The sequence below is a fragment of the Eubacterium sp. AF16-48 genome (assembly GCF_003479405.1).
GTDB lineage: Bacteria > Bacillota > Clostridia > Lachnospirales > Lachnospiraceae > Eubacterium_G > Eubacterium_G segne.
Map to the genome: position 1 here is coordinate 156,916 of NZ_QUHB01000005.1, position 22,153 is coordinate 179,068.

Consider the following 22,153-nt stretch of genomic DNA (forward strand, 5'->3'; position numbering starts at 1 on the left):
ATCATTTAAAAAATTTTATTACTTTTCCATTATTTCTTCTGTACATATTTAAGGCAGTCAAGTGTTACTGCTGCAAGAATAATGATTCCTTCAAAAATAAACTGAAGGTTTGTATCAATTCCAAGAATTGTAAGTGAATATGTAAGAGATGTAAATATAAGAACACCTGTTACAACACCTGAGATTTTACCAATACCACCTGTAAATGAAACACCACCTACTACGCAGGCTGCAATGGCATCCATATCCCATCCTTGTCCATAAGCTGCACTACCGGAACCAACCATTCTGTTACATTCAAGCCATGAACCGAATCCATAAAGGATACCTGCAAGAATGAAAGCTCCCATTGTAACTTTAAATACTGATATACCGGAAACTGATGCTGCTTCAGGGTTTCCACCTACTGCAAATAAGTTCTTTCCAAAGGTTGTCTTATTCCAGATAAACCATACAACTGCTATTGCAACTACTGCCCACAAAATAATTGTTGGGAATCCTCCCAGCTGTGGAATAAATATATTTGGAATTGCCGGATCAATGGCACCAAATGAAACACCCTTTGTTGCATAAGTTACAAGACCAAATATAATAAGCATGTTAGCCATAGTTGATATAAACGGATGCATCTTAAACTTCGCCATAAAGAAACCTGCAATCATTGCAAAGCATGTTGTAAGAATAATACAAACAACTAAAGCAAATACTGCTCTTCCAGCAGGTGCCATATTGGAGAAATCAAATATATGTCCGAATACACCACCTGTGTTAATGCCATTATGCATTATAATTGTTGAAGCAACCATGCCCATACCAACCATACGTCCAACAGAAAGGTCTGTTCCTGTTAAAAGAATCAATCCTGCAACTCCAAGGGCTAAGAACATTCTTGGTGATGCCTGCTGTAAAATATTAAGTATGTTTGTGTATGTAAGAAGCTGTGTATTTTTAACTACCGGTGTAATTGCACATAATGCAATAAAAATCAAAATAATTACAATATACAAACCGTTTTTGTATAAAAACTGTGATAAATTAAATGTATATTTATAATTCTCCATTCTCTGCTGCATCTTCTGGGCAAATGTATACTTTGATGTACGCAGCAAATCAATTAAATGATACTTATGCATATATGCATCATGTTTTCTGTCTTTAATTTCCTGACATTTTGATTCATGAGTCATCTTAGCATCATATAATTTATTTTTATAAACATATTTTTCGTCTTTAATTTCTTCTGAATCTGATAATTTGCTTAAAGCAGCTTCATGTTCCTTTTTTAATTCAGCACAAACTTTTTCATAATTTGTTTTTTCAACTGCTTTTTCACTTTCACAACTAGCTGAAACTTTACTGTAATACTGGCTGTCATAATTTTTTGAAAGATATTCTTCTGCCTGGGCAATAAGCTTTGAAACTTCATTCTTGTTTGAGCTTTCAACTGCCTTTGCCTTTTCTAAAGCCTTTTTGTCACTTTCAATAATTTTTGCCTTTTCTTCTTTAGTTAAATTCTTGTTTTCCTTTACAATTGCCATGTGGTTCTTTAAACTTCTGACTTTATCTGAACCATCTGCACGTAAGGAATCTATTTGTTTCTGTATTTTTCCAACATATTCATCTATCGGCTTAAGAAGCTTTTGTTCTTCATCAACCGAAAGAATAACACCTTTCTCTGCCATATTAAATACTCCTCTCTCCTACAAATATTTAGCACTAAGCCTTAATAATTCTTCCTGATTTGTTTCATTTGTATTAACTATTCCTGCAAGATGTCCATTAGACATTACGCCAATACGATTTGTGATTCCTAATATCTCCGGCATTTCAGATGAAACAACTATTATTGTTTTTCCCTGTTTAGCCATATTAATAATCAACTCATATATTTCATATTTTGCGCCAACGTCAATACCTCTGGTAGGATCATCCATCATAAATACATTTGGTGAACGTTCAAGCCATTTACCAAATATTGCTTTTTGCTGATTTCCTCCTGAAAGATTTGAAATCATATCATCAGGTCCCATACACTTGGTGTGCATTACCTTTATTTCCTCTGCTGTTGCACGAACCATGTCATCCTTTGATAAAGCAATGCCTCTCTTATAATGATTCATGTTTGCAATGGTAGTATTAAATGTAATATCTCCTTTTAAGAAAAGACCGTTTGCTTTTCTTTCTTCCGTTATTAAAGCAAATCCATGATCCATGGCATCTTTAGGTGATGAAAAATTCATTACTTTTCCATCATACATTATATTACCTGCTGCTCGTGTTCTGACACCAAATATAGTTTCAAGGAGTTCTGTACGACCGGCTCCAACTAAACCGTATAATCCAAATATTTCACCTTTTCTTATATCAAAAGAAATATTTTGAAGTTTTGGTGCATATTTTGTAGAAAGATTTTCCACTGAGAAAATCACTTCTCCCGGTTTGTTGTCTACAGGTGGGAATCTGTTATCTAGGGAACGACCAACCATAGCCGATATCAGCTCATTCATATTTGTATCTTTGCTGTCCTTAGTCATTACCAGACTTCCATCTCGTAAAACAGAAATTTCATCACATATCTCAAAAATTTCGTCCATCTTATGGGATATATATATTAATGAAATTCCCTGACTTTTTAGTTGTCTCATCATTTTAAACAGCTTTTCTACTTCCGGTGCTGTTAATGATGATGTAGGCTCGTCAAGTACGATTACCTTTGAATTATATGAAATAGCCTTTGCAATTTCACACATCTGTCTCTGGGACACAGACATTTTCTTCATTGGCTGTGTCATATTAACAGTTATTCCTAATTTTCTAAATAAATCGGAAGCTTCTTTTTTCATTCTTCCTTCGTCAACCATGCCTAATGAGTTTTTAGGATATCTGCCTAAAAACAGGTTGTCAACAACGCTTCTTTCGAGACACTGATTAAGTTCCTGATGAACCATGGCAACCCCGTTTTCAAGAGCATCTTTTGGACCGGAAAAATTAACTTCCCTTCCGTCTAATATTATTGTTCCTTCGTCCTTTTGATAGGTTCCGAAGAGACATTTCATCATTGTCGATTTACCTGCTCCATTTTCACCCATAAGGCCCATTATTGATCCCGGTTTAACATTCAAATTAATATGTTTCAGAACCTTATTTCGGCCGAATGATTTACTCATGCCGTTAATCGACAGGATGTATTCATTCTTATCTTCCACCATATCTACACTTCCTCTTTCTTTTTCAAAGAAGGGAGGCTTTATTTCGCCACCCTTCCTGTTAATTATTTCAATTTACCTTTAACTCTATTTTGAGAGAATTGATGTATATGAAGCTGCATTATCTGTTTTAACCATGTTAATTGCGAATGCATCATATTCACCCGGATTTCCTAAACGGTTAGTAATATTTGATTCTGTCTGTCCGTCACCACCAATATAATCTACCTTAAGGTTAAGAAGGTCATCATACTTTTCAAGTAATGGCTGGTATGTTGAGCTAAGGAAGTTGTCTGATGCATTGTAAATGTTAAGCCATACTTTCTTTTCTGCGCTCTTGCTTGAATCAAGCTTTTTTGAAACCTTGTCGTAAATCTTTGTTGAATCTGTAAAATCTTTGTAGTTGTCAGCTGTTACAGCAACGTTTAATGCGTAATATGATCTTTCTTCTTCGCTGTATCTGTAATCTTCATCCTTTGTAAGGCTGTTTCCTGCATCGTCAGGTGTTCCAATTCCTGTATCAATATCTACACCATCAAGTGCATTACGGAGAACTCTAAGTGTAAGGTATGCCTGAACATCAGCATGCTGTGAAATTGTTCCGCCGTATCCTTCTGCTATAGCTGCTACTGCATCGCTGTTAGCATCATATCCAAATGTTGGAACCTTGTTGTCCTTAGCCCATGCATTAAACATTGACATTCCCATACCATCATTATTTGATACAACTACATCAATCTGTTTGCCAAATGAAGCTGTCCATGTTCCAATGGCATTTCCTGCTGTTGCTGCATCCCATGTTGCACCGGCTGAATTCTTCATTTCCTGTGATGCTAACTCTCTGACTGTATATGTCTTTCCATTAACTTCCAAAGTTGCATCCTGTACAGCTTTTGATTTGCCGTCTACGTTGGTTCCTGCCGGTGATGAATCAACACTTCCGTCTTTCTTTACAGCTGTTCCGAGAGCTGTACGAACACCACATGTACGTGCGATTGAATCATTGTGTCCGATATCTCCGATGGCAAGAACATAACCGATTATTCCGTCTCCATTTCTATCGATTTTGTCGATGTTTGCCTTAATGTAATCTAATACCATCTGTCCCTGAAGTTCTGCACCCTGGTTAGCATCAAATCCTACATAATATGTATCTTTGTTGAAATTAAGTGCTGTTGTGTCAAGAGCGCCTGTGGAGCTGTTTGACGGCTGACGGTTAAACCAGCATAATGGCTTATCCTTATTTGCCACTGAACCGGTTGAAGTTCCTCCTGAACTTCCTCCTGATGATCCGCAGCCTACCATTGACATTCCAAGGGCTGCTGCAACTAAAACTGTTAAAAACTTTGATCTTCTCATCTTAATATTCCTCCTATTTGTTAATATTGTTGTTTTTTCCCTGTCTTTATTGACTAACTTTATTATAATTTCATTTCTTTTTAGAAAAAATAGAATATTTTTAGGTAAATTATCAAAATTTTACTGTTTTTTAATAATTTTTATAGATATTTTTACTAAAATCGTTTTTATGTTAAAGGTAAAAAAATAGTATTCATGAAACTAAAGTTTAAAAAGTCTTTAATTTCCGAATACTATTTTTTAGTTATTTATTATGCTAATTACATTAAACTTATATTATCAATAGCTTTTCTTTCTTCCTTGGAAAATTCTGTATTATTTATACATCCAATGTTATCAAGAATCTGTGACGGTCTTGAAGCTCCTACTAGCACGCTGGTAATATCACCATCTCTCAAAATCCATGATAATGCCATTTGCGCTAAAGTCTGTCCTCTTTTTGCTGCAATTCCTCTTAATGCCTTAACCCTGTTTATTTTTTCTTCAGTTATGGCATTTTCTTTAAGGAAACGTCCATCTGTACGGACACGGCTGTCCTCAGGGATACCGTTAATATATCTGTCTGTTAATACTCCCTGCTCTAACGGACAGAATGTTATTACTCCTATTCCATTAGAAGCAGCATAATCTTTTAATCCGTCATTTTCTATTGTTCTGTCAAAAATGGAATATCTTCTCTGATTTATTATAAAAGGTGTTCCATATTCGTTAAACAGCTTAACAGCTTCCATGGTCTGTTCTCTATTGTAATTTGAAATACCTATGTACAAAGCTTTACCGCTTTTTACAATTCCGTCTAAGGCTCTCACTGTTTCCTCTAAAGGCGTATTAGGATCAGGTCTGTGATGATAAAAAATATCAACATAATCCAGTCCCATTCTTTTAAGACTTTGATTAAGACTTGCCACAAGATATTTTTTACTTCCCCCATCACCGTAAGGTCCCTGCCACATACCGTATCCTGCCTTGGTAGAAATAATTATTTCATCTCTGTATGCATCAAGCCCTCTCTTTAATATTCTTCCAAAATTCTCTTCTGCCGCTCCTGCTACAGGTCCGTAGTTATTAGCCAAATCAAAGTAAGTTATTCCATTGTCAAAGGCGGTATAGCACATTTCTGTCATGTTATCAAAATTTCCGTTAGAACCAAAGTTATGCCATAGTCCCAGAGAAACCTGTGGCAACATTAATCCACTGTTTCCGCACCTTGAATACTTCATTTTTTCATATCTTTTTTCATCTGCAATATACATATTTTCATCCTTTCCGTGTAAATATACACTCCTGTCACGTTTATTATTAATGGTATTTTGTCACTTATAAATATTTTTGTCAATTTAATATTTTTTGCTGTTATCACTTATTTTTTTCAATTACTCCTTATTATTTATATTGCAAATAAAAGCCCGGAAACTGTTATTTACAATAGTATTTTCTAGTCTTTACTAGGTTTATAACAATTTCGGGCTTTTATAATATTTTATGCTTCCATCTGGCGTCCGAGAAATTCAGCCGCCACTCCTGCTAACTTCTGCTCCGTGACACTTACCTTCTGCTTTTCATCCTTTGAAAGAATGATTACGCTTCCTATTATGTCACCTTCACATATTATTGGATAAATAATCTGATCCATCTCAGGTGCTTCCATACCTTCAACTATTGGTATAGCCTTTTCAACTCCATTTTCTGTGGTAAGATTTTCCCTTGCTTCTAATAGATTTTCTAATTCCTTACTAATTCCTCTGCCTATTAATTCCTTTTTGGCTCCTCCTGCTACGGCAATTACCTGATCTCTGTCAGTTATCACTATACGATATCCTGACACCTGTGCAAGACTTTCCGCATATTGCTTGGCAAAACTGTCAATTTCACCTATTGGAGAATATTTTTTTAGAATTATTTCTCCTTCTCTATTAGTAAAAATCTCCATGGGATCACCTTCTCTAATTCTAAGAGTCCGTCGGATTTCCTTAGGAACTACAACTCTTCCCAAATCGTCTATTCTTCTGACTATACCTGTTGCTTTCATATACCCACTTTTCCTCCATTATCAAATTTATAGTGATTTTGCTTTTTCTTATGTCTGGCAAAATCCCGTTTTGCTAAATAAAAGCTTTGGAGTTATTATGTGGAAAAATTAAGAAAATATTCTTTTATTCTACATATACTACTGTTGAATTTATGTTATTCTGTATCCTTAATATGTATAAATTCTTTTAGCATTTCCATATTAATGCAGGTTACAATATGCATAATCTCCTTCCACCTTAATAGTTTTCTTCATGTACTTCAAAGTAACTCTTCGGATGATTACATACCGGACATACCTCCGGTGCCTTCGTTCCTACCACAATATGTCCACAGTTACGGCATTCCCATACCTTAACTTCACTCTTTTCAAACACCTGTGCAGTTTCAATATTCTTAAGGAGGGCACGATATCTCTCTTCATGGTGCTTCTCAATCTCTCCTACAGCCCTGAATTTTGCTGCAAGCTCAGGGAATCCTTCTTCCTCAGCTGTTTTCGCAAATCCCTCATACATATCTGTCCATTCATAATTTTCGCCTTCTGCAGCTGCCGCCAGATTTTCCTTTGTATCACCGATTCCTGCTAATTCCTTGAACCACATCTTTGCATGTTCTTTCTCGTTATCTGCTGTTTTTAAAAATAAAGCTGACATCTGCTCGTAGCCTTCCTTTTTCGCTACAGAAGCAAAATAGGTATACTTATTTCTTGCCTGTGATTCCCCTGCAAATGCCTCCTGTAAATTTTTCTCTGTCTGTGTTCCCGCATATTTGTTTGCTGCCATTTCTTTTACCTCCGTTTTCTTTACTACTTTTTCAAAATCTGATGCCGGGTGCTTGCACAAAGGACATATAAAGTCATCCGGTAATTCTTCGCCTACATATTCGTATCCGCAAATTCTGCAACGCCATATTGTCTGACCATCCTCCGTCTTTCCAACTTTCTCTGGCTTAGGCTTAATATTATTCTGGTAATAATCATATGTTACTGAAGGAACATTACTTAAAACTTCCATATCAGTTATCTCACCCATAAACATTGTATGGGAACCTAAATCCTCTGTTTTATTAACTGTTACAGAAATGTATGCATTTGTACCTTCTGTAACATAGTAAATACCGTTTGAACCTCTGGCACACTTTTCAAATGCTTCAAATTTATTAACATTCCTTCCTGATTGAAAGCCAAAATGTTTGAACAATTCAAACTGTGCATTCTGACTCAGGACCGATACTGTGAATTTTCCGGTTCTTTGAATCATATCATGAGTGTAATTTGCTTTGTTAACGCAGATACTTAACTGGTTTGGTTCTGAAGCTGCCTGAATAGCAGTATTAATGATACAACCATTATCTTTTTCGTCTTCCTTAGCAGTCAGTACAAACAATCCATAACTCAACTTATACATTGCTTTCCTATCCATATTTTTCCTCCTTTACCTTCTCCCTGCATTTTGAGCAAATACCTTTAAATGAAATATCATAATCCAAAAATTTAGTTCCATGAGTGTTATGAATTCTCTCCATCAAGTCCAATATTTCATCCATATCCACATCTGAAACCTCACCGCACTTTACGCATCTGACATGATAGTGATTTTTCAACGTAAAATCGAACCGGTTCGGTCCATCCGGGACTTCAACCTTTCTTAAAGCACCTTCTTCTACCAATATATCAAGATTTCTATATACAGTTCCTTTTCCAATTGTAGGATATGCTTCTTTAATAAAATCATACACTTCATTTGCTGTAACATGTCTTTTCATCTCGTATACAGCATTTCGTACCAGATCCTTCTGTATGGTGTTCCTTCTGTTTGTCATTCGTCCTCCTTATTAGGATTTATTCTTAATAAGGATTATATATCAGCATTTTAAAATTGTCAACAAGTTGTTGACGATTGCGTTTTTATGATTATGCAGGGACATGATATTCAGATAATTAATAAACGTAATAGTAATTTGTATATAGCTTTGTTATTTTAAAAAGACATATGTAAACAACCAAGGCGGATTGTCACGAATATTTGTCCGCAACAATCCGCCTTGATTAAATTCATTCCACCTATAAAACTATAACTTTCCACCATACACAGGGAAACCGCTGCTTGCTCCATAGCTTTCAATTTTTTTAAAATTCTTTAGAAGCTCCATATCCTCCCTACTAATTTCAAAATCTACATCTCCATTAGTTTTCATATGCTCCGGATTTCCGGTTTTAGGAAGTGATATGGTTCCCAGCTGTAATGTATATCTGATACACAACTGTGCAACAGAAACGCCATACTTATCTGCCATGTGTTTGATTTCCGGCTGATTTAATATCTCGCCATGGGCAATTGGTGAATATGCCTCCACGGCAATATCCTTCTTCTTGCAGAACTCTATAAGTTCCTCCGGTGTATTGCTGATATGGCAAAGAATCTGGTTTACCATAGGTTTAATTTCTGCCACTTCCAAAAGACTTTCAATATCTTCAATCTGAAAATTTGATACGCCAATAGCCTTTAATTTTCCTGCCTTGTATGCATCTTCAAGAGCTCTCCAGGCTTCTCTGTTACCCTCTACATATCTGTTTTCAGACTGATTTACCTCTACCCACGGCTGTGGACTATGAATAATCATCATGTCAAGATAATCAAGTCCCATCTTCTCCAAAGTCTCATCAATACTTTTAGCAGCTGACTCGTAAGTTTTGTGTTCTGCAGCAACCTTTGATACAACAAATAATTCTTCCCTTGGAATTTTGCAGTTTCTGACACCTTCACCAACTCCACGTTCATTTCCGTAAGCCTGTGCAGTATCGATATGTCTGTATCCCAAATCTACTGCTGCCTTTACTGCCTCTGCCACTTTGTCATCATCTATAAACCACGTTCCCAGTCCTAACTGTGGTATTTTTATGCCATTATTCAATGTAATTGTTTTGGTATACATTTATTTCCTCCTAACATAATATGTTGCGCCCACTCCCTCCGGTCAGCGGCAACTCGTCATATATTATTCCTATTTCAATTTTCCGTATTCTTCGTCTGACACGGCCTCGCACCATTCATTTGATGTTTCTTCTCCCGGAACTTCAACTGCTAAATGGCTAAACCAGCTGTCAGGTGCGGCTCCATGCCAATGCTTTACCTCCGGAGGAATATTTATACAATCTCCCGGTTTCATTTCAATGGCTTCTTTTCCTTCCTCCTGGTAGTATCCACGTCCGGCTACACACACAAGAATCTGTCCTCCACCATTCTTTCCATGATGAATATGCCAGTTGTTACGGCAACCCGGCTCAAATGTTACATTGAAAATTCCCACCTGATTGGTTGATACCGGTGCAAGATAACTCTTTCCTACAAAATACTTAGCAAAGGCATCATTTGGTGCACCAATTGGAAATACCATTTCTTTTGCGTGAGCTCTCATCGCCTCATCTTCGTAAGGCAAATCCCCTTCATTTACATTCCACACCTCTTTTGCAAGGTTAAAAACTGCCCATCCCTTTGGCCAGCCTGCATAAAAAGCCACCTGGGTAATAATTGCAGCAATTTCCTTTTGGGTAACTCCATGGGCCTTGGCATTTTCCAAATGGAATTTAAGAGATGAATCTGTAATTCCTGATGCCATAAGTGCCACAACTGTTATAATACTTCTTGTTTTTACGTCTATATCCTGATTGTTCCAATTTTCTCCAAAAAGAACATCATCATTAAAATGTGCAAATTCAGGAGCAAATTCTCCTAATGCATTTCTTCCTGCTGTCTGTGTTATTTTTGCCATAACAATTTCCTCCTCTAAATGTTTCCTCCATATTGTTGCGCCCCCTCCCCTTGGTCGGCGGCAGTTCGTCGGAAACATTTATAAAAAATGAACTTCGTTCATTTTGTTTCCTCCTCTATATACTCTTTGCCCAATTTATTATTTCCTGTTTGGACATGCCATTTAAAACTTTGCCTTCTGTGATTATCGCATCAGGTGCTGATGGCTGTAATTCTTTTACGGTGTTTCCAAATCCGCTTCCTCCTGATGTGGCAAACAAGATTATCTTTTTGCCTGAAAAATCATATTTTTCTAAAAATGTATTAATAATTGTTGGTGCAACATACCACCAAACCGGAAATCCTATAAGAATTTCGTCATAATCCTGAGGATTTATTTCATCTCCTGCTATTTCAGGTCTGATTTTTTTGTCACTCATTTCTACGCTGCTTCTTGATTTTTTATCCATCCAGTTAAGGTCTGCCTTTGTATATGGTACCTTTGGTGTGATTTCATATAAATCACTGTTATCTGCTTCTGAAACTATTTCAGCTACTTTTTTTGTTACTCCACTTGCACTAAAATATGCTACTAACTTCTTTGCCATAACTAATACCTCCTCATGTTTTTGTATTACACAAAATGGATAAGACAAATTAATTCATCCTACCCATTTATTATATACTTTATTTTGTCGTTATGTCTAATACCTATATTGTATGTCTTTTTATGCCTTGTAGGCATTAATTTCTTCTATAAATTTACTTACTGCCGGTGAATAAGGTATATTCCTTCTCCATGCTATTACAGTGCTTGCCATAATCTCCGGCGACAATGTTTTTTGTACCACCAAATCTTTCCTCCAATATCGCATGGCACCTTCAATGGAAATAGGATATCCTAATCCGTTTATAGCCATAACTCCCGCATTTGTCCCTAAATTACTGGTAAAAGCAATATTAAGTCTGCTAAAGTCCTTTCCGAACCAATTTGCCAATTCACTTTGTATATTGGTTCTTTCCGGCAGTATCAGTGGAAGCTTTAACAAATCTTTTTTTGTAATAACTTCTTTTTTTGCCAATGGATCATCCACTCTCATGCTTACTACCCAGTGGTCACATCCCTGCATTCTGATGTAATCCATTCCTTCAGTGCTAACGGGCTCAAGAAACAATCCTATATCCACCAGCCCTTTATTCATCATTTCTGAAATGTTGTCAGCGGTTCCTGTATGTATGGCAAACTGAACTAAAGGGTATTTTTCCTTATATTTTTTGCATATTTTTGCCAAGGTTTCCACAGCTATAAATTCGCCACAGCCTATGGTAATTTTCCCTTCTACAGACTCCCTGTTGCCCTTAAATTCACTGACAATTTTGTCTTCCAAATCTACCAGTTCCAATGCCCTGCGCTTTAGCAGCAAACCTTCATTAGTCAGGGTAATGCTGTGACCACCTCTGTTAAACAGCTTTACCCCAAGTTCCTCTTCTAAAGCCGCCAGCTGTCTTGAAAGGGTAGGTTGTGTTATATTAAGCTGCTTAGCCGCTTTGGTAAAACTTTGCTCTTTTGCCACCATTAAAAAATATCTTAATACTCTCACATCCATAATGTAATTGCCTCCCGGTAATTTAACTTTATTTTACCCCATTAGTCCAGTTATTTACTTCCTCATCTGTGACATTTCCATCAAAACGCTTTCCTGCGGCAATGTTTACATCGGGATATAATTTTTGCAAATCACTTACACTGTGTTCAATTCCACTGCCACTGGAAGTACAGAATAAATACACTGTCTTTCCCTTTAAATCGTAGCTTTCAAAAAACGTCTGTATTATTCTCGGTGCCGTTCCCCACCATATAGGGTATCCTATATAAATAGTATCACTATTTTCTACTTTGCTTAAGTCATTTTTAATTTCCGGTCTGGAGGACTCATCCTTCATTTCCTTATTTGCACGACAATCATCATTGCTGTAATCTATATCATCAGAAGTATATTCCTCCTTTGGAATGATTCCCATGGTATCTGTTCCCAATGTTCCGGCAATTTTTTGTGCAACATTTCGGGTAGTTCCTGTTACTGAAAAAAACAATACTGAGATATTTTTTCCATTTTCGACGGTTGTATTACCTTCAGTTTCACTTTTCTCAGTTGTAGAATTTTCTGTTGTAACCTCCGTACTGTCTGAGATTTCCTCTGTTGGTTTCTTTGTTTCTCCACAGGCTGCTAAAGGAATCATAAGCACAACTGCCATAATAATTGTAACTAATTTTTTCATTTAATTGCTCCTTTCAAAAAATTTAAATTACTTTATCTTCTAATGCGTAAAAATTCATTATAACAGGGGTAATGGCAAAAATAAACCAATACAGTTTCCCGCTACATTTACTATATTTGCTACAATTGATATATACATAGTGGTGCTGGTTTTCCCAAAGCTTCTGTAAAGTGCTGCACCTGCATTCTTTTACGCTCAGTTTCTCCTTATCCCCTTCCATTAATAACAGTTCTTCTGCACTGATTTCCTTTAACATGTCATGTTTTATAATCTGCCTTCCCCCATATATGGCATAATTAAACACATCTGCAAATCTCACGTTATCTGACATGTACTTTTTGGTTGCTATATCCTTATTTCCCATATAACACCCCTCGTATAATAATTTTATAGACCTCATTCAAAGAGGCTATAGACTTATTTTTTTATGATGCAGGTGTTGGATGAATTGTTGGGCATCCATTTTTACCCACATAGTTAATAAGTTACTTTATAGTCATGGTCCCAGATGTTACAATAAGTTCTATAAGAACTGTAGCTATGGTCACTGCTTTATCACCCCAGCAAAGCTTATGCTTTCCTTTGATATTATTTCGAGGTGTATACTATTAGTTTTTCTTAATCTCTTTATAGTATACACAGGATATAAAAAAATACAATAGTGAGGATAAAAATTCCGTAACGAAGAGTAACTGTTGCCCTATTATGCTTTCCGGCACCTATGTTTTGAGCTGATAATGCCGAAACTGTAAACAACATGGTAGATGGTACTAAGAATACCATACCTATGAATTTTTCAACGATACCTACCGCTGCTGCAGCCCCTAAATTCATTCCACCAATAAAAATATAATCTAAAACAATATTTGCCATGCATGCCACTGCAATAAAATACATTGGACTCTTTGAGTCACCTAACCCGCGAAATATTGAACTTATTATATTATAATCAGTAATAAAAGGAATCCCAATAAAACATATGGTTAAATAAGCTACAGTTTCAGAAACTGCCTTCTCAGGAGTGGACGTTAAACCCACAATGGGCTTAACAGTAGCTAATAAAACAAATCTGCCATTCCGTACAATGTCTGTTAAAAATATGACAATAAATATGGCAATGAAAAATATACAATATTTTTTAATACACTTCCTGTTGTTAAATCTCTTTCCATTTTGTTCTCCTATTTTCTTCACATTATATGTTATTTCATTATTAAACGCAAAACCCACCCTGATTTATATATTTTCTTTTTCCAAAAATCTTTTATAGGTGCTGTCTATTCCCAAGGCTCCAAGAGGTGCTGTTATAATAATTCCAAGAACTGCAACCGATAAAACAATTTTGCCACATGCCAGCCCTGATGCAAGAGGCACTGAGCCAATGGCTGCCTGAACTGTCGCTTTTGGAAGATAGGCAATAACGCAAAACAATCTTTCTTTCAGACACAGATTTGTTTTGGCAGTGCAAATTAAAACTCCCACTGACCTGAATAATAATGCCAGTAAAATCATAAACACTGCTGCTATTCCCGCACTAAGAGTGTATCTTATATCTATTGCCGCACCAACTAAAACAAAAAGAATCACTTCCGCCGCTATCCACAACTTTCCAAATTTTTCCGAAAGCCTTTTTGAAACAAAGGCTGTGCTTTTCATCTTTATTACGCATGCCATAATGACTACCGCAAGTAATCCCGATACTGCCACTGTTCCCTTAAGCCAGTCTTCCACTGCAACTAAAAGAAATGAAAATCCCAAAACAATTATTACTTTTGTACTATTTCTTACACAGTGCTTATGGGCATATGATGTTTCAAAAAACATATACAGACCATATCCCACAACTGCCCCCAGTAATATGCCTAAAACAATGGAAACAGGTATTGATATAAAGTCCATAACATTTGCTTTCCCGCCCTGGGCAACACTTAAGAATGTAGTAAATAAAACAATGACAAAGATATCATCGCAGGAGGCTCCTGCCATAATCATCTGCGGTATTGCCTTTTTAGTTCCATATTTTTTTCCCATAAGATTTACCATTCGTGGCACTACAACTGCTGGTGAAACTGCCGCCAGAACAGCACCCATGACCGCTGCCTCTATATGGCTGATTTTTAATATTACGGGAGCTAAAAGTACATATCCTATTATTTCACAGGACGCCGGAACAAAAGACAGCAGGATTGCCGGTCGCCCTGCTTTTTTTAAATCGTTAAGGTCAAGGGATAATCCTGCCTTTAACAAAATAATTATTAACGCCATTTTTCTCAAGTCCGCTGAAATCCCCAATATAGAGGAATCGAGAAGATTTAAAACGTATGGCCCTAATACGATTCCTGTAATAAGCATTCCTATTATTCTCGGTAATTTCAGCTGCCTGCAAATTGCCCCCATGGCAAGCCCCACAATAAAAATAAGAGCTAATGATGTTAACATATAAATATCCTCCTTTTAGTGTGTGATTTTTGTCGCCGATGCATTTACTCTCCCTGTAATACCCTAAATCTTTTACATAAAAAAAGCTGACACTTCTGCGACTGTAATAATCGTAGAAGTCATCAGCATAATAAGCAGTTTTGGTTTCCCAAGGGAGAACTTCATTCCCTGTGCCATAGAATACTATAAATAAGATTAATTGTCAATTTTCTATGTGTTTTACTGACACAGTTTTACTGCTTATTTTTTATCCTAATTTATATATTAATTTATTCTCCCCAAACTTCCCGGGCAATTTCTTTTACTAACTTCAACTTTGCCCACTGCTGTTCTTCAGTAATTTTATTACCTATTTCACAGGACGCAAATCCACACTGCGGGCTTAAGCATAATCTGTCGAGAGGAATATATTTTGCTGCTTCATATATTCTGGCTATAACTTCTTCTTTATCCTCTAATGCCGGAGATTTTGTGGTAATAAGTCCCAGAACAACTTTTTTGTCCTGTGAAACTTTTGCCAAAGGCTCAAATCCACCTGATCTTTCATCATCATATTCTAAAAGCAATGCATCCACATTTTCTTTTGCGAACACATAGTCTGCGACTGAATCATATGGTCCGCTTGTAAAGAATGTTGAATGATAATTTCCTCTGCATATATGTGAGGTAATAACCATATCATCCGGTTTTCCTTCTAATGCCAGATTGTTTACTGCAAGAAGTTCCTTCTTTACATCCTCTAAATCAATATTTAGTTCCTTATATCTCTGCTCTGCCGCATCACCTACAATTGCTCCCCATGTACAATCATCCAACTGAAGATTGCGGCAGCCTGCATCATAAAATTGTTTTATAACATCCTGATAAGCAACTCCAATATCGTGAATTAATTCTTCATTAGTGCTGTAATATTTTCTTGTAGTTTCGTAATTTGCCGGTACAATCATCTGCTGGAAAGTCTGTGCCGGTGCCGGAATTGTATATTTGGCTACCGTATTTTCATCCTCAAACTGCTTTAAAAATTTGAAGTATTCCACAAACGGATGTGGCTTTGCCTTGATTTTACCTACAAGATAAGTATCATCAAGAACTGCTAACTCATCATTGAACTTAACACCATTTCCTGTGTTTTTGTGTTCAACACCTTCAAATCCCCACATAAAATCTAAATGCCAAAAAGTTCTTCTGAACTCTCCGTCTGTAATGGCATGAAATCCCAATTCCTTCTGCTTTGCCACGATCTTTGTAATTTCTTCGTTTGCAATTTTATCTAATTCTTCCTTTGTGATTTTTCCATTCTGATATGCCACTTTTGCATCTTTGAGTGCCTGTGGTCTTAAAAAACTTCCCACAAAATCATATCTAAATGGTGTCTGTAAATTGCTCATTATTTTAATCCTCCATTTCTAAAAGTAACTTTTTCTTTTTTATAAACAACCTTAATAGCTGACTTTATTATATTTAATGAGCTTTTCACTGTAAAATACACAAAAAATAAGTTGTCCATAGTTTTAAACTATAGACAACCTATTTAGCCTAAATATTTTTTTAATGCCTCTAAATATGTATTTCCTAACCTTGTAACCGTGCCCTTTTTATGGGTAATATATCCTATTCGCATATCTTTTTCATCAGCTAATGGAACGGCAATAATATCTTTTCCATTTAATTTTTTATCAATAACACCACTACATACCGTATAACCGTTTAGTCCAATTAACAGATTAAATAAAGTTGCTCTGTCCCTTACACGAATATTCTTCTTTCTCTCATAATCCGAAAAAATTTCTTCTGAGAAATAAAATGAATTATGTTCCCCCTGCTCAAAGGACATGTACGGATACTCTTCTAATTCTTCATTGGTTATAACCGTGTTTTTTGCAAGTGGGTGTTTTCTACTTATAAACACATGTGGTTTTGCAACAAAGAGCTGGTGAAATTCCAAATCATGACTTTTAAGAATCTTATTTATTACTACTTCATTAAAATCATTAAGAAATATTATTCCTATCTCACTTCTCATATGTGCAACGTCTTCAATAATCTCATATGTCTGTGTTTCCCTAATGCTAAAATCATACTCATCCTGACCATATTTCTTAATCAAATCAACAAATGCATTTACGGCAAAGGAATAATGTTGTGTAGAAATGCAAAACTGTTTTTTTCCTCCATTGCTACCTTTATATTTATCCTCTAGAATTGCCGCCTGCTCTAATACCTGTCTAGCATATCCTAAAAAATCTTCTCCCTCCTTAGAAAGAGTTATTCCTTTATTTGTCCTGTTAAATATAACAATATTCATTTCCTTTTCCAACTCATGTATTGCGTTAGTCAGGCTTGGTTGGGAAATATATAAGTTATTTGCTGCCTCTGTAATGGTCCCCGTTTCCGCTACCATTAATACATATTTCAACTGTTGTAATGTCATGCTTTCAATCCTTTTATATATTTTAATATAGTAATTATAACATGATTTTATTAACTATCCTACTATGTGAAATACTCTTTTTAAGCCGTTTGCCTCTCGGCAAGCTGCTTCTTTAATTCCTCTATTTCTTTTTCATATTTGTCTAATCGGTTCTGCTTTTCGTCCAGCTCTTTCTGCATTATTTTCCGTTCAGCTTCTCCTCTTGCTTCTCCTCTTGCTTCTCCACTCATTCTTGCATCCTTCACCATGTCATCAATTGCCTTACACATATCCTGCTTTTCCTCCTTCTCTTCAATCTTTATGTTAATGTTTGCACATTCCCTAATTACCACCATGGCATCCCTTTCCATGTTTGAGTATACACTATGCTTCTCTTTTAATAAGTAATTCATCTTCTCCTTATCCCCTGATGCCTTCATAAATTCTATTATGTACCTGAAATCCGACATAAACTTTTCGGAATTGTTAATCTCATGGGGATCTATGAGATTAATCCTGTAATCCGGAATCAGTTTTAATATTTCCTTATCATCAATACTTAACATTTCGTGGAGACTTCTTGGACCGTCCCATGGTCTGTCTCCAAAATATACCGTCAGGGTTATTATTCCGGCCATCTTATCTTCTTTCTTAAGCCCTGACAAAAATTCACTTCCACTGCTTAAATTACCTTTTCTTCTGTTTTCCCTTGATTTTCTCTCCACCTGGTCGGCGTACCCCATAAAATCATATAAGCCATTTCTTACCGGCTGGGCATAATGTACATTGGATGCGTTTTCAATTCCCAAAAGCATGTAAACAATGTTTCCGCTTTTCTTTATGACACACATCTTCTCTAAATCCCTTACTCTGTCCCTTGTAATTAGCTTTCCACTCTCCCCTTCCATTAATAACAGTTCTTCTGCACTGATTTCCTTTAACATGTCATGCTTTATAATCTGCCTTCCCCCATATATGGCATAATTGAAAACATCTGCAAATCTCACGTTATCTGACATGTACTTCTTGGTTGCTATATCCTTTTTTCTCATATAACACCTCTCTTCCTTTTAATATTTCGAGGTGTATACTATTAGTTTTTCTTAATCTTCTTATAGTATACACCGGATGTAAAAAAAATACAATAGCACAATATAAGCCTTATAAAGTACAAACCACCATTGTGCCTGCCCCAATATTCAATTTGCATTTATCCGTTCTTACATTGCAGTATTGTAATTACATCTTGTATCAATTATAATATATATTATTCGTTACTTTGTCAAGTGTTTTTTGTGATATTATAAAATAATTAAAATTCTAATCTCATCTGATTCCACACTACGTTTCCGTGTGTTGAATGCTCTGAAATACCTTCATTTATAAATCCGAATTTAGAGTAACACGGTACTAAAGCATCCTTGCATGTTAGTACTAAGCCTTTTCTTCCCTGTATTTGCACATCATTAATTGCCTGTGTAATTAATCTTCCTGCAAGCCCACGTTTACGATAATCAGGAATAGTATTTACTCCAAAAAGCATTTGCCATTTTCCTTTTCCATAACAAAAACTTCATTTCCATGCTCTTTTATTATTTCCACTAAATCATTAGTTTTAATCCAGATTGTAGCTGTATTATCCTTTGGATGAACCCCTACGATTCCGGGATATTCAAAAAAACATTCCTCTATAAACACCTTAACTTTTATCATCGTACACTAATTTTACTCATATTTATTAAACTTTTCCAATACTTTTTGCTTCCTGCTACACATTTATATGATTTACTTTTAATTTTTTCTATGTTATAATACTTCAAATTTGAACTATTCATTTTTGTACTTTTATATTGGAGGATGTATTATGCGAACAGGCATTGAATTTGCTCATAAAATTTCTTTAGCTTACTCTGCAATGTGTAAGCCTTTATGCCATCAGATAAATTTACCTCAGACAGCATTTGATATTCTGATGTTTTTATCCAATAATCCGGAATTTACCACTGCCCGAGATATTGTTGAAATCAGAAAAATCAAGGCAAATCTTGTATCCGTCAATGTGGACCGGTTAGTAAATGACGGATATCTTATCAGAAAAGAAGTGGAAGGTGACCGGCGCAAGCACCAACTTGTATGCACTCCTAAGGCAGATGAAATAATTAACATGGGACTTATTCTTCAAAAAAACTTTGTAGACAGGATTTTCGAAGATATAGATGAAGAAACTAAAGATGCCATTTACAGTGGCATTAGCAAGATGAATTCAAATCTCAATGAAATTTTAGAGGAGGTTCAATAAATGGACATTTTAATAACATTTGTAGTAACATTTTTTGCAGGAATGGGTGCAGGACTTGGAACCGGTTTTGCAGGAATGAGTGCAGCTGCAGTTATCAGCCCAATGTTAATTACATTTCTTGGCATGGACCCATATATGGCTGTGGGAATTGCCCTGTCATCAGATGTTTTAGCCAGTGCTGTTTCTGCCTATACATACGGAAAAAATAAAAATCTTGATATAAGAAACGGACTTATTATGATGGTTAGCGTTTTAGCATTCACTATTGTAGGAAGCTATATTTCAAGCCTTGTTCCATCTACAACCATGGGAAACTTTTCTGTTTTTATGACCTTTCTTTTGGGAATTAAATTTATTGTAAAGCCTGTTATGACAACCAAAGAAGCAATGGCCGATGTTCCTGCCAAAAAGCGTGCCATTCAGTCAGTTATTTGTGGAGTTTTAATTGGATTTATATGTGGTTTCGTTGGTGCCGGAGGAGGTATGATGATGCTCCTTATTTTAACTTCAGTTTTGGGATATGAACTTAAAACTGCCGTGGGAACCAGCGTATTCATTATGACATTTACAGCATTTACCGGTGCAGCCTCACACTTTGCCATTGGAGGTGCCCCTGATGTAACGGTCTGGATTTTATGTATTATATTTACACTATTGTGGGCAAGAATTGCTGCCGTGTTTGCCAACAAAGCTACGCCAAAAGCCTTAAACCGTGCCACAGGTGTTATACTTGTTATACTTGGAATTGTAGTTATGGCATTTTCAATGTTTGCATAATTGTTGTAAAAGTGTCCCTCAATTAAATTTGTAGGGACACTTTTTACTATATTTATAAATTACATATGGCATATAGTGGTATATTTTCCATCCACTCCTGATTAATGTACTTCATTGTTGAAAATCTGACTGCAGTATCCGGGCTATACTTATCACAAAATGCTTTTAAACTCTTTGATTTAATGTTACAAAATTAGTATATCACTTTTTTTTTTATTCTACTGTATATGTTGTGATGATTGTATCCTCATCTTTATTTAAATATTCTATCCTAATATGAATTCCCCATTATCTCCAACTGTTACCTTTGTTTTATAAAATGCCTTAACTCCTTCTAACATATATAGTGCATCTTTTGTACCGGCTGTCTCATATGGCGAATGCATTGCCAACTGGGCAAGCCCAATATCTACTGTATTAATAGATATGTGACTGTTTGCTATGTTTCCCAGAGTTGAACCGCCGGGAATATCTGAACGGTTTACATAAGTTTGAGTCGGTACTGCTGCCTCCTTACAAATTTCTTTAAACACTGCTGCCGACATTCCATCTGTAGTATATTTTTGGTTTGCATTGTACTTTATAACTATTCCATTATTCATATAAGGTCTGTTAGTAGGGTCAGCTTTTTCCATATAATTAGGGTGAACACCATGGGCATTATCCGCCGATAACATAAATGACCGGGAATATGCCCGAATCAAATCTTCTCCATTTATTCCCATACACAAACCGATTCTATTAAGAACATCTGACAAAAACGTAGAATCCGCCCCTTGCTTTGTTGTACTACCGACCTCTTCATTATCAAAAATGGCACAAACCGTAACGCTATCTGAATCAGACCCACCTGCAGCAATATGCGCCTTCATACAACTATAGGCACACATAATATCATCAAGCCTTGGTGCTGACATAAATTCACCATTACATCCTAAAACAGTTCCCTTTTGTCTGTTATATAAAAACAAATCTGAACTAACTATGGAATCCTCATTTACTCCGGCAACATCTGCCATTACTTTATAAAAAATTCCCTTAGATGTCAGTTCTCCAAACAGTGGAATCATATCTTTTTGAGGATTATATTTGACCCCCGTGTTGGCTTCTCTATTCATATGGATTGCCAGATTCGGAATAATACACAAATCTCTTTCAACATTTACCAGCACCGGTTTTATTTTCATTCCATCCTTAACAATAATACGTCCTGCCACTGACAACGGTCTGTCAAACCACGGTGCCATAAGCATTCCACCATATTTTTCCACATTTAATGAAAGGTACCTGTTGTCTTCTACCATTTCCGGATTTTCCTTTATTTTAAATGCCGGTGAGTCACTATGGGCTGCTGCTATTTGAAAATTTGAAATCTTATTATTCTTTGGTATACAAAATGCAATTATTGAAGAGCCGTTTCTTGTAACATAATATTTTTCTCCCGGTAACAAATTCCATTTATCCTGCTCATTTAATTGTGAATATCCGTTTTTTTTAAGCATCTCTGCAAAATTTGCCGTCACATGAAATGCACTGGGACTTTTATCTATAAACTCCATAAGTTCCTTTGAAAAATCAATAAATCTGCTTTCTTCCATAAATGCCT

23 protein-coding genes, 1 pseudogene and 1 riboswitch are annotated in these 22,153 nt (G+C 35.9%); of the genes and pseudogenes, 2 read left to right on the plus strand and 22 right to left on the minus strand.

Going from position 1 to position 22,153, the window contains the following annotated elements:
- Window positions 1-29: 29 nt before the first annotated feature.
- The 21 genes and pseudogenes from DWW68_RS07730 to DWW68_RS07820 form a co-directional block, all read right to left on the minus strand.
- Window positions 30-1,682, minus strand: coding sequence for a branched-chain amino acid ABC transporter permease (locus tag DWW68_RS07730; RefSeq protein ID WP_021952144.1), 1,653 nt, complete (start codon window positions 1,680-1,682; stop codon window positions 30-32).
- A gap of 18 nt (window positions 1,683-1,700) precedes the next feature.
- Window positions 1,701-3,209: a sugar ABC transporter ATP-binding protein gene (locus tag DWW68_RS07735; protein ID WP_021952143.1), complete on the minus strand. Its 1,509-nt coding sequence runs from the start codon at window positions 3,207-3,209 to the stop codon at window positions 1,701-1,703.
- A gap of 84 nt (window positions 3,210-3,293) precedes the next feature.
- A complete protein-coding gene (locus DWW68_RS07740) occupies window positions 3,294-4,565 on the minus strand; it encodes a substrate-binding domain-containing protein (RefSeq protein WP_021952142.1) in 1,272 nt (423 codons plus the stop codon).
- A 260-nt stretch (window positions 4,566-4,825) separates the two neighbouring features.
- A complete protein-coding gene (locus DWW68_RS07745) occupies window positions 4,826-5,818 on the minus strand; it encodes an aldo/keto reductase (RefSeq protein WP_118589222.1) in 993 nt (330 codons plus the stop codon).
- A gap of 227 nt (window positions 5,819-6,045) precedes the next feature.
- Window positions 6,046-6,594, minus strand: coding sequence for a stage V sporulation protein T (gene spoVT / locus DWW68_RS07750; RefSeq protein ID WP_118589221.1), 549 nt, complete (start codon window positions 6,592-6,594; stop codon window positions 6,046-6,048).
- 238 nt (window positions 6,595-6,832) lie between these two features.
- The gene (rbr, locus tag DWW68_RS13890; RefSeq protein WP_347497898.1) at window positions 6,833-7,504 is read right to left on the minus strand and encodes a rubrerythrin; all 672 of its coding nucleotides are present in this window, start codon (window positions 7,502-7,504) and stop codon (window positions 6,833-6,835) included.
- Window positions 7,505-7,561: 57 nt separating this feature from the next.
- Window positions 7,562-8,014, minus strand: a pseudogene (locus tag DWW68_RS13895) (flavin reductase family protein); the annotation flags it as partial.
- Window positions 8,007-8,414: a transcriptional repressor gene (locus DWW68_RS07760; RefSeq protein WP_021951728.1), complete on the minus strand. Its 408-nt coding sequence runs from the start codon at window positions 8,412-8,414 to the stop codon at window positions 8,007-8,009. The pseudogene DWW68_RS13895 and the gene DWW68_RS07760, both read right to left, overlap by 8 nt.
- 249 nt (window positions 8,415-8,663) lie before the next feature.
- The gene (locus DWW68_RS07765; RefSeq protein WP_021951729.1) at window positions 8,664-9,527 is read right to left on the minus strand and encodes an aldo/keto reductase; all 864 of its coding nucleotides are present in this window, start codon (window positions 9,525-9,527) and stop codon (window positions 8,664-8,666) included.
- 69 nt (window positions 9,528-9,596) lie between these two features.
- Window positions 9,597-10,364 carry a carboxymuconolactone decarboxylase family protein gene (locus DWW68_RS07770; RefSeq protein WP_118589219.1) on the minus strand — a complete coding sequence of 256 codons (768 nt, stop codon included), beginning with the start codon at window positions 10,362-10,364 and terminating at the stop codon, window positions 9,597-9,599.
- Window positions 10,365-10,479: 115 nt separating this feature from the next.
- Complete coding sequence (locus DWW68_RS07775) at window positions 10,480-10,950, minus strand: flavodoxin (protein ID WP_021951731.1); 471 nt, start codon at window positions 10,948-10,950, stop codon at window positions 10,480-10,482.
- A gap of 120 nt (window positions 10,951-11,070) precedes the next feature.
- On the minus strand, window positions 11,071-11,949 hold the full coding sequence (locus DWW68_RS07780) for a LysR family transcriptional regulator (protein WP_118589218.1): 879 nt from the start codon (window positions 11,947-11,949) through the stop codon (window positions 11,071-11,073).
- Window positions 11,950-11,977: 28 nt separating this feature from the next.
- Window positions 11,978-12,622, minus strand: a complete 645-nt coding sequence (locus DWW68_RS07785; protein ID WP_118589217.1) for a flavodoxin — start codon at window positions 12,620-12,622, stop codon at window positions 11,978-11,980.
- Between the two features lie 22 nt (window positions 12,623-12,644).
- Window positions 12,645-12,986: a hypothetical protein gene (locus DWW68_RS13335; RefSeq protein ID WP_147365656.1), complete on the minus strand. Its 342-nt coding sequence runs from the start codon at window positions 12,984-12,986 to the stop codon at window positions 12,645-12,647.
- A 263-nt stretch (window positions 12,987-13,249) separates the two neighbouring features.
- Complete coding sequence (locus tag DWW68_RS07790) at window positions 13,250-13,816, minus strand: MATE family efflux transporter (protein WP_347497890.1); 567 nt, start codon at window positions 13,814-13,816, stop codon at window positions 13,250-13,252.
- A gap of 42 nt (window positions 13,817-13,858) precedes the next feature.
- Window positions 13,859-15,061 (minus strand): cation:proton antiporter, encoded by a 1,203-nt coding sequence (locus DWW68_RS07795; protein ID WP_118589216.1) that lies wholly within the window; start codon window positions 15,059-15,061, stop codon window positions 13,859-13,861.
- A 106-nt stretch (window positions 15,062-15,167) separates the two neighbouring features.
- Window positions 15,168-15,239, minus strand: a riboswitch (Fluoride riboswitch).
- 91 nt (window positions 15,240-15,330) lie between these two features.
- Window positions 15,331-16,449: a 5-methyltetrahydropteroyltriglutamate--homocysteine S-methyltransferase gene (locus DWW68_RS07800; protein WP_118589215.1), complete on the minus strand. Its 1,119-nt coding sequence runs from the start codon at window positions 16,447-16,449 to the stop codon at window positions 15,331-15,333.
- Between the two features lie 143 nt (window positions 16,450-16,592).
- Window positions 16,593-17,492, minus strand: coding sequence for a LysR family transcriptional regulator (locus DWW68_RS07805; protein ID WP_118589214.1), 900 nt, complete (start codon window positions 17,490-17,492; stop codon window positions 16,593-16,595).
- Between the two features lie 80 nt (window positions 17,493-17,572).
- The gene (locus DWW68_RS07810; RefSeq protein ID WP_118589213.1) at window positions 17,573-18,523 is read right to left on the minus strand and encodes an Rpn family recombination-promoting nuclease/putative transposase; all 951 of its coding nucleotides are present in this window, start codon (window positions 18,521-18,523) and stop codon (window positions 17,573-17,575) included.
- 260 nt (window positions 18,524-18,783) lie between these two features.
- The gene (locus tag DWW68_RS07815; protein ID WP_118589212.1) at window positions 18,784-19,014 is read right to left on the minus strand and encodes a GNAT family N-acetyltransferase; all 231 of its coding nucleotides are present in this window, start codon (window positions 19,012-19,014) and stop codon (window positions 18,784-18,786) included.
- The gene (locus DWW68_RS07820) at window positions 18,999-19,184 is read right to left on the minus strand and encodes a hypothetical protein (protein ID WP_118589211.1); all 186 of its coding nucleotides are present in this window, start codon (window positions 19,182-19,184) and stop codon (window positions 18,999-19,001) included. Before DWW68_RS07820 ends, DWW68_RS07815 begins: the two co-directional genes overlap by 16 nt.
- Before the next feature lie 151 nt (window positions 19,185-19,335).
- Between DWW68_RS07820 and DWW68_RS07825 the strand changes: the two genes are divergently transcribed.
- Together DWW68_RS07825 and DWW68_RS07830 are read left to right on the plus strand one after the other, a co-directional pair.
- Window positions 19,336-19,770 carry a helix-turn-helix domain-containing protein gene (locus DWW68_RS07825; protein WP_118589210.1) on the plus strand — a complete coding sequence of 145 codons (435 nt, stop codon included), beginning with the start codon at window positions 19,336-19,338 and terminating at the stop codon, window positions 19,768-19,770.
- Window positions 19,771-20,547, plus strand: a complete 777-nt coding sequence (locus tag DWW68_RS07830; protein ID WP_118589209.1) for a sulfite exporter TauE/SafE family protein — start codon at window positions 19,771-19,773, stop codon at window positions 20,545-20,547. It begins immediately after the preceding gene.
- A gap of 266 nt (window positions 20,548-20,813) precedes the next feature.
- On the opposite strand, the gene DWW68_RS07840 is transcribed toward DWW68_RS07830, so the two are convergent.
- Window positions 20,814-22,145, minus strand: coding sequence for a M18 family aminopeptidase (locus tag DWW68_RS07840; RefSeq protein ID WP_118589208.1), 1,332 nt, complete (start codon window positions 22,143-22,145; stop codon window positions 20,814-20,816).
- Window positions 22,146-22,153 lie beyond the last annotated feature (8 nt).